The organism is Flavitalea plasmicola (assembly GCF_030546645.1).
Classification (GTDB): Bacteria; Bacteroidota; Bacteroidia; order Chitinophagales; family Chitinophagaceae; genus Puia.
On record NZ_JAUOTO010000003.1, the window covers coordinates 594,060 to 608,850 of the forward strand.

Annotated in this window: 7 protein-coding genes; 3 read left to right on the forward strand and 4 right to left on the reverse strand. The window is 53.6% G+C overall.

The window, feature by feature from the left end; all coding sequences use genetic code 11:
- The first annotated feature begins 15 nt into the window (after positions 1–15).
- Positions 16–1,515: a polysaccharide biosynthesis C-terminal domain-containing protein gene (locus Q4E93_RS12505; RefSeq protein ID WP_303585641.1), complete on the forward strand. Its 1,500-nt coding sequence runs from the start codon at positions 16–18 to the stop codon at positions 1,513–1,515.
- The gene (locus Q4E93_RS12510; RefSeq protein ID WP_303585643.1) at positions 1,476–3,224 is read left to right on the forward strand and encodes a peptide chain release factor 3; all 1,749 of its coding nucleotides are present in this window, start codon (positions 1,476–1,478) and stop codon (positions 3,222–3,224) included. The genes Q4E93_RS12505 and Q4E93_RS12510 overlap by 40 nt, the downstream gene beginning before the upstream one ends.
- Positions 3,225–3,259: 35 nt before the next feature.
- On the opposite strand, the gene Q4E93_RS12515 is transcribed toward Q4E93_RS12510, so the two are convergent.
- Positions 3,260–4,582, reverse strand: coding sequence for a T9SS type B sorting domain-containing protein (locus Q4E93_RS12515; protein WP_303585645.1), 1,323 nt, complete (start codon positions 4,580–4,582; stop codon positions 3,260–3,262).
- An 87-nt stretch (positions 4,583–4,669) separates the two neighbouring features.
- Positions 4,670–8,815, reverse strand: a complete 4,146-nt coding sequence (locus tag Q4E93_RS12520) for a LamG-like jellyroll fold domain-containing protein (RefSeq protein ID WP_303585646.1) — start codon at positions 8,813–8,815, stop codon at positions 4,670–4,672.
- A 194-nt stretch (positions 8,816–9,009) separates the two neighbouring features.
- On the opposite strand from Q4E93_RS12520, the gene Q4E93_RS12525 reads away from it, so the two are divergent.
- Positions 9,010–11,712 (forward strand): T9SS type B sorting domain-containing protein, encoded by a 2,703-nt coding sequence (locus Q4E93_RS12525; protein WP_303585648.1) that lies wholly within the window; start codon positions 9,010–9,012, stop codon positions 11,710–11,712.
- Here the strand turns inward: Q4E93_RS12525 and purB are convergent.
- Together purB and hutU are read right to left on the reverse strand one after the other, a co-directional pair.
- The gene (gene purB, locus Q4E93_RS12530; protein ID WP_303585650.1) at positions 11,709–13,058 is read right to left on the reverse strand and encodes an adenylosuccinate lyase; all 1,350 of its coding nucleotides are present in this window, start codon (positions 13,056–13,058) and stop codon (positions 11,709–11,711) included. The two genes, Q4E93_RS12525 and purB, sit on opposite strands and share 4 nt — an antisense overlap.
- 46 nt (positions 13,059–13,104) lie before the next feature.
- Complete coding sequence (hutU, locus tag Q4E93_RS12535) at positions 13,105–14,790, reverse strand: urocanate hydratase (protein WP_303585652.1); 1,686 nt, start codon at positions 14,788–14,790, stop codon at positions 13,105–13,107.
- Position 14,791: the final 1 nt, after the last annotated feature.

The following is a 14,791-nucleotide window of genomic DNA, read 5'->3' on the forward strand; positions in this document are numbered from 1 at the left end:
ATTTATATTTGCAGCATGAGCACCATCCGGCGGCAGAGCATCATTTCTTCTGGCATCGTTTACATAGGCTTTGCGCTGGGTGCCCTCAATACGCTCCTGCTGACAAAAGAGTTCTCGGCGGCCCAATACGGATTGATAACTATCTTTATGTCGCTTGCCAATATCATGTTCCCCCTGGCGAGCCTGGGTATGCATGCCTATGTCTATAAATTCTATCCTTACTACAACGATAATCTCCCTCCGGAAAAAAATGACATGATGACCTGGGCGCTCGTCGCCAGCTTCGTCGGCTTCCTCCTTGTCATATCCGGAGGCATCTTCTTCGAAGACTTCGTGGTAGAAAATTATAGCAGGAACTCCCCCGATCTAGTCACGTATTATTATTGGACATTCCCTTTTGGATTAGGGCTTACGTTCTATTCGATCCTGGAAGCTTTTGCATGGCAGCTGAAAAAGTCCGTCCTGACCACCTATTTCCGGGAGATCCAGTTCCGTCTTTTCACATTTGTGCTCATCGTTTTGTTCCTGGCGGGCGCCCTGCATAATTTTGACGCGGTCATAAAGATCTATGCCTGGACATACCCGCTGCTGGCCCTGAGCTTATTGGGTTACCTGATGATAAAACGCCAGCTGCACTTTACATTCCATGTCAGCAGGGTCACCAAAAAATTCTTTAAAAAGATCCTGGCCCAGGTCAGCCTGGTATGGACCGGCCAGGTGCTGTTCAATATCTCTTTTTACTTCGCGCAGCTCGTCATTGGCGCTGTAGTCACGGATGGCATGCGCTTTGTCGGGATCTACATGCTGGCCCTCTATGTCGGAAGTCTGATCCAGGCCATCCAGCGCAGCGTGATCGCCGCCAGCATAGGCCCGTTGTCCCGTGCATGGAAGGACAAAGACTATGGAAGGATCAACCGCATCTATCAGCGTTCCTCCATCAACCAGCTGATCTTTTCTGCCGGCATGTTCGTCCTGATATGGCTTAATTTCACGGACGGAGTGCGTACGTTCAACTTAAAGGATGACTACCTGCTGGCACGGTCTGTCTTCTTTTATATCGGGTTGACCAGGGTCGTGGATATGGGCACCGGCGTGAATACGCAGATCATCGGCACTTCGACATTCTGGCGTTTTGACTTCTTTACGGGCATCGTGCTCACGATCCTTACCTTGCCGGCGAATTATTTCCTGACAAAAGCATTGGGTTACATCGGGCCGGCCATCGCCGACCTCGTCACCTTCTCCATTTACAACGGTATCCGCTTTCTCTTCCTGTACAGGAAGTTCGGCATGCAGCCCTTCACCCGCAAAACCGTTTATACCCTTCTCCTGGCCCTCGCGGGATACCTGGTCTGTTATCTCCTTTTTGATACCCATCATGGTTTTATCTGGCTGGTACTCAGAAGCGCTGTGTTCATCGGCATTTTTGGCACGGGCGTGCTGACACTACGCCTCTCCGACGACATATTGCCCGTATGGCATACCATCAAAAAGAGACTTCACCTGATCAGGTGACCAATGGCCATCAATGCGGACAGGGTGGCCTGTCCGGTTCCCCAAAATTTCGTACTTTTGCCGCCCAATGGAACGAAAGCAACGACTGCCTTCGACCATTGAAAAGACATATATACCGAATGACACGATATAGCAGCGAGATCAATAAGCGCAAGACTTTTGCCATCATATCCCACCCCGATGCCGGTAAAACGACCCTGACGGAGAAATTCCTCCTTTTTGGCGGCGCCATTCAGACTGCCGGGGCAGTAAAAAGCAACAAGATCAAAAAGCATGCGACCAGCGATTTTATGGAGATTGAAAGGCAGCGCGGTATCTCCGTGGCCACCTCCGTGATGAGCTTCGAATATAAAGGCATGCTGGTGAACCTCCTGGATACCCCCGGTCACAAAGATTTCGCTGAAGACACTTACCGTACCCTTACGGCCGTGGACAGCGTCATCCTGGTCATCGACAGCGTCAACGGGGTGGAAGCCCAGACCCGCCGTCTGATGGAAGTATGCCGTATGCGGGATACCCCCGTCATCGTGTTCATCAATAAAATGGACCGGGATGGGAAGAACCGTTTTGACCTCCTGGAAGAAATCGAAAAAGAGTTGAATATCCAGCTGCACCCCATGACCTGGCCGATCAACAGCGGAAAGGATTTTAAAGGTGTTTACAATCTTTATGATAAGAACCTCGTCCTGTTCACTGCCAATACAAAAGCAGCAGATGAGGATACCCTGCGTATCGATAGCCTGGATAGTTCGCTCCTGGAAGAGCGGTTGGGGGAAAAGGACGCCGCGACGTTGCGGGAAGACGTGGAGCTGGTGGACGGTGTCCATGGTGAACTGGACGTGGACGACTACCTTGGCGGCAAGGTAGCACCCGTTTTCTTCGGCAGCGCCATCAATAACTTTGGGGTACGGGAAATGCTGGACACTTTTATCCGGATCGCCCCGACACCCCGCAGCCGCGAAACCTCCACCAGGCACCTGGATGTGGAAGAAGATAAGTTTAGCGGCTTTATCTTTAAGATCCATGCCAACCTGGACCCCAAGCACAGGGATCGGATTGCATTCCTCCGGGTCTGCAGCGGAAAGTTCGAAAGGAATAAATATTTTCACCATGTACGGTTGGACAAGGACGTACGCTTCAGCAATCCCTATACTTTTCTCGCACGTGATAAGGATGTCATCGATGCTGCTTATCCGGGCGATGTGGTAGGGCTGTTCGACACCGGTAACTTTAAGATAGGAGATACCCTCACGGAAGGGGAGGATTTCTTCTTTACAGGCATCCCATCCTTTTCACCGGAGATCTTCAAGGAAGTAGTGAACAAGGACCCTATGAAGACCAAGCAACTGGAGAAAGGGCTGCTGCAGCTCACGGATGAAGGTGTCGCCCAGCTATTTACCCAATATGGCGGCAATAAGAAGATCATCGGCTGCGTGGGCGAATTGCAGTTCGAGGTGATCCAATATCGCCTGCTGCATGAATATGGCGCTTCGGTCCAGTTCAACGCAATGCCGTTCTATAAGGCTTGCTGGATCACCAGCGCCGATCCCAAAAAGCTGGAGGAGTTCACTCGGTTTAAACACGCTAATATCGCAGAGGACAAAGACGGCTACATCGTCTACCTGGCCCAGAGCGAATGGTTCCTGAATACCGAAAGGACTAATAACCCGGCTATCGAATTCCATTTTACTTCAGAAATACACAAGTAGCAGGTCTTTCCGTTCAGGCTTCGGACTGTCGATCGTTACCTTATCAGTGTAAGGTTGCCGGTGCGGGTGACTGGGCCACAAAAGGTCTTTGTCCTTATGACATAGATATAGTTTCCCTCTGGCTGAGGATGTCCGTTGAAACTGCCGTCCCAGCTTTTGCCCGGATCATGGGTAGTGAAGACGCGGACTCCCGCCCGGCTGTATATGGAAAACTCCTCGACCTCCACTTTTCCCCATCTCTGGATGCCAAAGTAGTCGTTGTGGCCGTCCCCATTTGGGGTAAAGGCATTGGGGAGCACAAAAAGATCTTTCCCTGCAACCCCGACATTGACAGTCACCGTATCAAGGCCATAGCATCCGTCCCCATTGACACCTTTGACAGTGTAGGTCGTAGTGTTCCCGATGCTGACAGTGGGATTGGCTGCATCCGTGTCGCTGAGGCCTTCGGCAGGGTACCACGTATACGTTGACGCTCCTGAGGCATTCAGCCCGGTGGTCGGATGGTAACAGTCGATGTCATGCGCTTTTCCCGCCCTGACAATGGGATTGCTGTCTACTGCGATCGTCACCGAATCCCTTAACACAGTGATGGGTATGAATGAAATGTCATCCAGTGCAAAATCATTGCCCCACAGGAGAGTGTTCTGATTCACCAGGCTTATGATCGCCACCGTGCTGCCGTCCGAATGCCAGGTGCGTTGCAGCTGTTGCCAGGTACAGGCTGCGCCGGCAGTGACGGCGTTTCCCAGCGGTGTCCCGTTGATGAAAAATTGCAGGACCGCAACGTTCGAGGATGTAAAGGATTGGATCCAGCTGCAAAATATAAAATCGGTATTCGGCTGCACGTCGACCTTCTGCGTCCATACGCTGGTGCCGGCATCAGGGCTGCCATTCACCATCATCATATTGCCGCTGCCGCTTGTGTGATCGCCGCAGGGAGCCAAAGACTGGTTCCAGCGATGTGGGTTGGCGCCGACGAAGTATTGCCCTTCACTGCGGTTCACGGGCTCATAGTCATAACGGGATGTAAATCCGGTGTTGCCATTGCTGAAATCCCCGTTCACGATGAGGTTTGCGCCTATGAACCTGGCGGTAAAATAATAGGTCGTGGTGACGGAAGGGGTGGCTGTCGGGTTGGCTGATGCAGGGCTATCCAGATCATTTATGGGCGACCAGTAATAGTCCTGCAAAGGCGTCGCAGATAGCTTAACATGTTTGCCCGCACAGATGGTTGTGTCCCCGGTATGGATGAGGCCGGGAGATGGATGGAAACGTATGCCCTGACCTATGCCGTAATACGGAAGGAATGGGATAAGCACAGCTGCACACGCCCTTATGGGAAATCTTTGTGGTTTCATGCCTGGAGGACAGGCAATAAGGGCAATACTAAACTACCGATTTATTAGTAAATTTCAAAAAATGCAAGGCATGCCGCCAAGGCGGCTTTATCTCACCAGTGTAAGATTTCCCATCCGGGTCACAGGTCCGCAGAAAGTCTTTGCCCTGATGACATAGACATAGGCGCCTGCCGGCTGGGGATGCCCGTTGAAATTCCCATCCCAGCACTGCGCTGGATTCCGGGTAGTAAAGACACGTACACCCCACCGGTTGAATACGGAAAATTCTTCCACCTCCACTTCTCCCCATCGTTGGATGCCATAGCAGTCATTGTGTCCGTCCCCGTTCGGAGTAAAGGCATTGGGGACGACAAAAAGATTCGGACCGATGTTTTTGACATGAACTGTCACGGAATCGTAAGCGTAGCACTCGTCGAAGGCAGTGCCTTTCACATAATATTTCATAGTGCTGTCGATACTGACAACGGGATTGGCGCTGGAGGTGTCGCTGAGACCCATGGAAGGGAACCAGGAATAAGTGACGCCACCGGTTGCATTCAGCTGCGTGGTGGGCTGCGAGCAGTCTATGTCATGGGCCTTAGACGCTTTGACCACCGGGTTGGGCTTCACATTGACATTGACAAAGAAATCGCTGTTATAACGGGGACAGGTGGAGTCCGAGATATGCACCGTATACTGTCTGGAGGCAGAGGGCGTCACAATGGGACGGGGTGAAGAAGCATCGTCCAGGTCAGTGGCGGGTGACCAGGAATAGACATAATGTATATAATCGTTGCGCCCCAGGACGCCGGAGAACCCTTCGCAGACCGGCAGGTCCAGCGGCTGTACAAAGACCGGTGCAGGCCGGATAAATACTTTGACGGAATCCTGTTCGATGCAGCCGTTGCCATCGGTGATGGACACCCGAAACATCGTATCCAGCGACAACGTGCCGACCGGCGCAGCGCTGGTCGGATCATCCAGCAAAGCCACCGGCAACCATGAGAAAGAGGCTCCGGAGCCGGCCTCGACATGCAGGTGGATATTGTCGCCGCTGCAAATGGCCGTGTCGGAGCTGATCCTGATATAGGGCGGATAGTACAATGCTACGTCAATGGTGTCATTGGCACTGCAGCCTTCCAGGGAAGTACCTTTTACGATGTATTCTGTCGTGACATCCGGTGTGGCCACAGGGCTGGCGCTGGCCGGATCCGACAGGGTGGATGCCGGCGTCCAGGAATAAATGGCGGCTCCCGTCACCTGCAAAGGGACGGACTTACCCGGGCAGACGGAAGTGTCGGGCCTGGCCTGCACATCAGGCAGCGGACTGACCGTGATCGTGACGGAATCCCGCTGCAGCGCCACCGGGCTGAATGAAATGTCATCCAACGCAAAGTCATTGCCTGAGAACACCATATTTTGGTTGACGATGGAGATGACAGCCGTCGTGTTGCTGCCTGAATTCCAAACGGTGTAATACTGATCCCAGACGCAGCTGTTGACATTGGCCGTAAGCAGATTGCCCAGCGGATGCCCGTTGATGGAGAATTGAAGGATGGAAGGGTTCACCGTAGTGATGTTCTCGAGCCAGGCGGAAAAAGCATAATCGGTATTCGGGGTCACGGTGACCGTCTGTGACCAGACATTTACGTTCGGCTGCTGTGCTCCATTGATCATCAGCATATTCCCGGCCCCACTGGTATGATCAGTACAAGCAAACATGCCGGGATTCCATATCGATGGATTTTTACCTACTAAATATTCTGCCGGACCCTGGTTAACCTGGGTGTAGGTATAGTCGGAAGTGAACCCTGTATTGCCAGCTGAAAAATCTCCGTTGGCGACCAGGTTTGCACCGGTGACCCTGGCCGTGAAATAATATTTGGTGGTGACAGGGGGCGTTGCCACGGGACTAGGTGATGCCGGATTGTCCAGGTAGTCGGTGGGACTCCAGCAAAACTCGAGGACGGGCTTGGTAGATAAAGGGACAGGCAGGCCCGCGCAGAGGGTGGTATCTCCTGTATGGATGAGCTCGGAGGGCTGCACCTGCACGGCAATGGTTTTCATAGCGCTGTTGGAGCAGGTGCCGTCTGTAATTTTCAACATCACAGGATAGGTCCCGGGACTTGTAAAAATATAAGGGAGATCCGGAGATCCCGCCACAATATGGTCCACGCCTTCGATATTCCAGGTATAGGTTAACCCTGACTGTGCGACGCCTGAAAATTTCACCTGGAGGGGTGAACAGACCTGCTGGATAAAGACAAAATCCGCATTCGGAAGCGCCCTCGTCGTCAGGATGCTGACATTGGACGCTACCCGGCAGGCGGGGGATTGGATGTTATTCCCATCCGCCGCCAGCATACGATAATAATAATCCACGGCTTGCCCTGTCACGGGGGCCGTGACAGGCAACTGCACCGCATTGGAATTGGGTATATCGGTCCAGGTCTTCCCGCTGTCGGCGCTCACCTGCCATAAGTACTGAGGATTGGGATATCCCGCTGAAAGCGTCCCATATAGCGTTGCTCCTCCACCTTCACAAATCTTCAGCTGTGTCAGGGGGGTGGCAGCCGAAAAGGAAGAGGTAGTGGCAGGGCCGCAGGGGCGGAAGGTGATATCGTCGATGGCAAAATCATTGCCCGGCTGGGCTGTCCCGCCAGGGTTGTTATCCAGTATCCTGATGACCACAGTGCTTACTCCGGAGGGCAGGGTGAAGAAGAATCCGTATTGCCGCCAGGTCCAGACAGATGACTGTGGCACCGGGCCCGAGTTATACGCGTCGAGGACGGTGCCATCCTCCGTTTGCACGATGAAGGTGAGGTCGGGCAGGATGGCGTTGAGCACAGCCGGATTATCCGCATTGCCGAACCATGCGGCGAATTCATACTTGCCGCCTCCACAGAGGTTGGTCACTTTTTGCCGGAAGAACTCGCCCGGGTTGACCCCGGCATTTGCAAAAAGCATATATCCGTCCACGTCATTCGGTGTATGGTCGGCGGCGCCGGAAAACCATGCGCCGTTAACAGGCACATTGTTGGTGATGGTATATTGTCCATCCAGCGGAGTCGGGAGGGCGGGGTTGCCGCTGACGGGAACATAAGTAAGATTGATCGTGGTGGCTCCCGGCACAGCTGTTTCCAGGGGCGGGGAGTTTCCCGGGCCGGTGCCGAAGTCGACATTGACGATGGGGTCCCCCAAGGCGCCTGTGCATAAGCTGCAACTGCCCGGATTGATGGTGGCTGTAACGCCAGGCGGCGCTGTCGTGGGGGCACAGCCGCTGTTGTCCTGGATGGATTGCAGCGTATAGACAGTGGGGACCGTTGGCTGGACCTGTACGGCAAAAGGCTCTCCGTCCTTTACGTTGGGTTGTGAATAGACATTGGTACCATCTGAATAGGAGATAGTGAAAGGACCGGTGCCGGTGCCGGGACTGGAATGGAAGGTCAGCATGCCGGGGGCATTGTTACAGGTATTGCTGCCAGTGAGTGTTCCCGCCAGGGTGGGGCAGGTTTGCAAAGGGCAGAACGCGGCGGCGTCTGCCGCACTTAGTTCCCGGTCGTAGATCCGCACTTCATCGATCTTGCCTTGGAAAAACAACGGGTTGCCGCTCCACCACGAACCGATTTGAATAGCGCCATGCGGGCATTGATTCAGGTCTGTAAAGCCAGCATTCACCGTGCTGACCAAGACTCCGTCCACGTAAAGCTTATGTACACCTTTTTTAAATGTAGCAACGAAACAATGCCATTGATTCAGCGCAAATACTGTCCCGGAATTGGTGTAGGAGTCGTTCAAATGTATACCGGCACATCCGGTGGCTGCAGCGTTCACACCAAACATGATGCCCGGATATAGACTAAAATCCATGGCTGCCTGGAATTGAATACCCAGGCCGTCGGTATAGTTGACCTTTCCTACCATGGTCGCCACCTGATGACGGGTGGGATAAAAATACATCGCTACAGACAGCTCGTCCGTTGGGCTGATATCGGTGCTGGTGGGGATCTGTATATAGTCGTCTATACCATCGAAATTATAAGCGCCGTTGGGATTGCCTGCCTTGTCGGTGGTAAGCGTGGGGCCATTTATCAAAACGCCATTGTAACCATTCCCGGTGGCGTCGTTTACATTACCATTAAATGGATAATAAGCCCGCAGACCAGTGGTAAGGTCCTGACCGGCGCCGGAATAGGAAAAGAATAAAAAAAACAAGGCTATGCCTGATACAGCACGGGGAATTTTCGCTTTCATGCCTACGGGAACAAGGGTTAGGGCTAAAACTAATGAATTATCCCGGATATGTCAACCCGGAGATAACCTGGAGCACCCGAATAACAATCAAACCGACACGAAAAACGGCCAAATCGACACACTTATTGCTATTTTCGACACACTTATCAAATATGATAATATGTACGCGTTTTTGATATATTTTTAGGCCCCAGATGGCCCCGAGACTGTTATTGCTGATACTGACTAGCTGCTTATCCACCTGCTCCCTGATGGGACAGATCCCCGGATTTACCATGCCATCCGTCGTTTGCCCCAATACACCTATTACTATTAAGAACACCTCTACGGGCGGTACTTCTTTCTATTGGAGTTTTTGTGATGCAGACCCGAATACTGTCCCGGAGGCCGTCAACCTGGGCAATATCAGCAACCAGCTGTCCCAACCCGTATTTCTGGACATCGTCTCACAGAATGGCAACTATTATGGCTTCCTGGTCAACCACTATCCCGGCGCATTGGTCCGGCTGGACTTCGGCAATAGCCTGTTGAATACGCCTACAGCTGTCAGCTTTGGTAACATGGGCGTCCTCAATCCGGGCTATGGCTCCGAAGGTATCCAGATGGTAAATGACAATGGCCATTGGTATGGAGTGATCGTCGGCGGGTGCACCTGTTCCAACACCAATATCCAGCTGGTGCAGGTAGATTTCGGCAACAGTGTCACCAATACCCCGAAAGCTACCAACTGGGGCAACCTGGGCAATATGGATCAGGCTGTCGACCTTTATGTATTCCGGGAGAGCGGCAATTGGCATGGCTTCACAGTCAATGCCAATAACAATACCGTCACCCGTTTTGACTTCGGCGCTACCGGTATCGCTAATCCCCCCACTGCTGTGAACCTGGGCGGGTTTGGCCTGATGAATTATCCCACTGGCATCTTCGCCCTCAACACGGCCGGCAGCTGGCATGTTTTCATTACCAATGGCCTGGGTGGTCATATCATCCGGCTTGATTTCGGGGCCAGTCTCCTGAACAATACGCCGGCGGCCGTCGACCTGGGGGATCCCAGCGGCGCCATCCAGTCTGGTCGCGATATCACTATCATCCAGTCCTGCGACCAGATCATCGGTCTTGTCGCTGATGGCACGGCTGAGTCCGTTGTCAGGCTGGACTTCCATAACGACATCCTCAGCATCCCTACAGGCGTCAACATGGGCAATATCGGCAACTTTACATTCCCCCATTCCCTTTCCACGCCATTCAGGGTTGGAGGAGATCTGTACAGTTTTCTGCCCAACGCCTATAACAACACGCTTTCCAGGATCCGCTTCCCGGGCTGCAGCAGCTCCAGCATTCCCGGATCCAATCAGATCAATCCACCCGTGATCTCCTATGCGCTGCCTGGCACCTATCATGTCAGTATGATCATGGATGATGGTCTACCCACCCAGACCTCCCTTTGCCAGACTATCACGGTGCTGGACAGCCCTAAAGTTACCTTGCCTCCCGACACATCTCTTTGTCTGGGTGACAGCGTCGTGCTGCGATACAGCGGTCCAACCTTACCCCTGCAATGGCAGGATGGCTCCAGCCTGGACACTTTCACCGTCCATGCCGCCGGAAAGTACAGCCTGACAGCTACGAATGCAGCCGGATGCGCTGGTCATGACTCTATTCATGTGGAGATGGTTTCCTTACCCGTCGTCGCAACCCGGGCCGACACGTCCATTTGTAAGGGCACCAGCCTGCTGCTGTCCTCCACAGTGCAGAATATGGATTCGCTTCAGTGGACGCCTTCCTCATGGCTTTCCGGTACGACGGCGGTCAGTCCGGTGGCGAGCCCGGAATTGGACATCCGCTATATTCTAACGGCCTGGCACAAGTTCTGCCCTGTCAGTGATACGGTCCGGCTTACGATGCTGGATACGCCCTCTATAGCCGTGAGCAATGACACCCTGATCTGCCTTGGACAGACCGCAGATCTGAAGGTCACCGGCGCCGGCACCTATCAATACAAATGGTCTCCGGGTACATTCACCTCAGATCAAATACTCGTCACTCCCGACACTTCCACTTATTTTCATGTGAAGGCTACATCCGCCAACGCCTGTACGAAAGAAGATTCCACCCTCGTACAGGTGAAATACCCGGATGTCTTTCGGGTAAAGGCCGCCCCTCCCAGCATTTGTGTCGGTGACTCCACCCGGCTGACTGTGACAGGCGGCGACCCGACGTTGGGAGATCGTTACACGTGGACGGCTGACATCGGCGCCCAGGACCCTTCTTCCGGGTTCATTGTCGTATCCCCATCCACGTCCACTTCCTACCAGGTAACGGGATGGGACAGCATCTGCGCATTGCAGACACAGCTGTCCATACAGGTCACGGTCGGGCAATTGCCAGTCACTTCCGTTGACAAGTCCAATGACATCGACTGCATCTATGGCGAGGCACAGCTAACTGCCTCCGGCGGCATCCGATATACATGGTCCCCGGCGGCTACGCTGGACAATCCCTACAAACAGGACCCAATCGCCCGCACTGACAGCAATACCTGGTACTATGTGCTGGTCACCGGCGCCAATGGGTGCTCCTCCGTGGATAGCATCGCGCTTTATGCGAGCAAGGCGGGCGGGAGCATCGGCTTCCCCGTCGCCAGCGCCTTTACTCCGAACGGGGACGGTAACAATGATTGCTTCGGTATCAAATACTGGGGCTACGTAGGCGATTTTGAAATGGCCATCTTCGACAGGTGGGGCGCAAGAGTGTACTACAGTAAAGACCCCTACCAGTGCTGGAACGGCACTTTCAACGGACAGCCGCAGCCGGCGGGCGCCTACGTATATTATATAAGGGCACATGCGCTCTGCGGCGATGCTGTTAGAAAGGGAACCGTCATGCTCATTCGCTAGGGAAGGTTGATGCCGGTATAATTTTGCGGTGTGATCCTTTTAAGCTCTTTCTTCAATGCCTGGGAGACCTTCAGTTTCTCGACAAATTGATGGATGGATGCTTTGTCGATGCCACCCTTGCCTCTTGTCAGCTCCTTCAATGCTTCATACGGCTGTGGATAATTCTCACGACGCAGAATGGTCTGGATGGCTTCCGCTACTACGGCCCAGTTGTTTTCCAGGTCCCTGTCCAGGCGGGCCCGGTTGAGCACCAGCTTTTCCAGCCCTTTTTCGATCGATTTCAGGGCAAGGATGGTGTGGGCAAAAGGAACGCCGATATTGCGCAGCACGGTTGAATCTGTCAGATCCCTCTGCAGCCGGGACACAGGAAGCTTTGACGCAAAATGCCCGAACAGGGCATTGGCCACACCAAGATTGCCCTCGGCATTTTCGAAGTCGATGGGATTGACCTTATGAGGCATGGCGGAAGAGCCAATCTCTCCTTTTTTTGTCTTTTGTGAGAAGTAATCCATGGAGACATAGGTCCATATATCCCGGCAAAAATCTATGAGGATGGTATTTATCCGCTCCATGGCATGAAAATGGGCGGCCAGGTTGTCGTAATGCTCAATCTGGGTGGTATATTGCTGGCGTTGCAATCCCAGCGTGCCTTCCACAAAACCATTCGCCAGCTTTACCCAGTCTTTCTTAGGGAAGGCGACATAATGTGCATTGAAGTTACCGGTGGCCCCTCCGAACTTGGCGGAAAAAGGCACCTGGATGAACAGCTCCACCTGGTTCTCCAACCTTTCGACAAACACCATGATCTCTTTCCCGAGGCGGGTAGGGCTTGCCGGTTGCCCGTGCGTCCTGGCCAGCATCGGCACATCCTTCCAGTCGCGAGCCAGTACCTGCAGCTGTCTCTTCAGATTCAGCAGGCCGGGAAGATATTCAAATTCCACGGCATGTTTCCACAACAGCGGGATGGCCGTATTATTGATATCCTGGGAGGTAAGGCCGAAATGCACCCACTCCCGGATATCCGGAGCGCCCGTACCGGTCTCCTCTATTTTTGTTTTGAGAAAATATTCGACAGCCTTCACATCATGGTTGGTGACCTTCTCTGTCTTCTTCACCAGCTGTGCATCTTCCTGACTGAAGTTCTCCACTGCCGACTGCAGGCTCTTTCGCTGTGCGGCGGACAGGGGGAAAAGCTTTTGCTTTGCCAGGAACTGGAAATACTCCACCTCCACCAGCACCCGATAGCGGATCAGTGCAAATTCCGAAAAGTAATCATCCAGGTGTTGCACCTGGTGGCGATAGCGGCCGTCGATAGGGGAAATGGCGGTCAATGAGTTCAATTCCATATGGCGAAATTAACGTATTGCTCGTGGACAGAAAAATGATCCGTATTTATCGCTCTCCCAGGCGGCCGCCGATGTCCAGATGGTAACGGCGGGCAGTGTCCAGTGCAATGTCGTATCCGGCATCGGCATGACGGATCACTCCCAGTCCGGGATCGTTGCGCAATACGCGTCCCAAACGCGCGGCTGCTTCAGCTGTCCCATCGGCAACGATGACCATGCCTGCATGAATGCTGTAGCCCATCCCAACACCTCCGCCATGATGGAGACTGACCCAGCTGGCTCCTCCTGCCGTATTCAGCAGGGCATTCAGCAACGGCCAATCGGCAACGGCATCGCTGCCATCCTTCATTGCCTCTGTCTCCCTGTTCGGGCTGGCCACGGAGCCCGTATCCAGGTGATCGCGACCGATGACAATGGGTGCTTTTACCTTTCCTTGCCTGACCAGCTCATTAAAGGCCAAACCGGCTTTTTCCCTTTCACCTTGCCCAAGCCAGCAGATCCTGGCAGGCAATCCCTGAAAAGCTATCTTTTCTTTCGCCAACTGAAGCCAGCGCTGCAGGCTGGCATTTTCCGGGAAAAGGCCGGCAATCACTTCGTCCGTGACAGCGATGTCAGCCGCATCGCCGCTGAGGGCTGCCCAGCGGAACGGCCCCTTACCTTCACAGAACAATGGACGTATGTAGGCGGGTACAAACCCTGGAAAATCAAACGCATTTTCCAGGCCCTTCTCCTTAGCCCTGGCGCGAAGGTTATTGCCATAGTCAAATGTGATCGCGCCGAGTCCCTGCATCTCCAGCATCAATTCAACATGGCGCCGCATGGACCGGTAAGCGTAGTCGATATATTCCTGCGGATTATCCGTCCTGAGCACTTTTGCCTGCTCATAGCTTATCTCATGCGGCCAGTAGCCGATGAGGGGGTCATGGGCAGAGGTCTGGTCCGTCAGCGTATCGGGTATGCAATTGCGTTGGATCATCCGCTCCAGCAGCAAGACGGCATTGCAAAGGACGCCGATGGACAGCGCCTGTCCTTTTTCTTTGGCTTCCAGGGCTTTGTCGATCGCTTCGTCTATGTCGCGGACCTTGATGTCAAGGTACCTTGTTTCCACCCGCTTGTCGATCCTCCACTCCTCCACTTCGGCGATCAGCGCAACTCCGCCATTCATCGTAATGGCCAGTGGCTGCGCTCCACCCATACCGCCCAGGCCCGCTGTGACGTTCAGCGTGCCTTTCAACGATCCGCTGAAATGTTTGGCAGCGGCGGCGGCATAGGTCTCATAGGTGCCTTGTACAATACCCTGGCTGCCGATGTATATCCAGCTGCCGGCCGTCATCTGGCCGTACATCATGAGTCCCTTCTTTTCCAGCTCATCGAAGTGCTCCCAATCCGCCCATTTAGGCACAAGCTGCGAGTTGGAGATAAGTACACGGGGGGCGTCGCGATGTGTCCGCAGAATGCCCACTGGCTTACCGCTTTGTACCAGCAGGGTCTCATCTGCTTCCAGGTCTTTCAGCGCTTTGATGATCAGGTCCAGTGCTTCGAAATTACGGGCTGCCTTACCCCGGCCTCCATATACGATGAGCTCGTCGGGCCTTTCGGCCACTTCGGGGTCCAGGTTATTGAGCAGCATGCGGAGGGCAGCCTCCTGTATCCAGCCTTTGCATTGCAGCTGAGACCCCGTAGGTGTTTTGTATTTGACTGGATCGTAATGCCTGAAAGTAGTTGTGCTCATG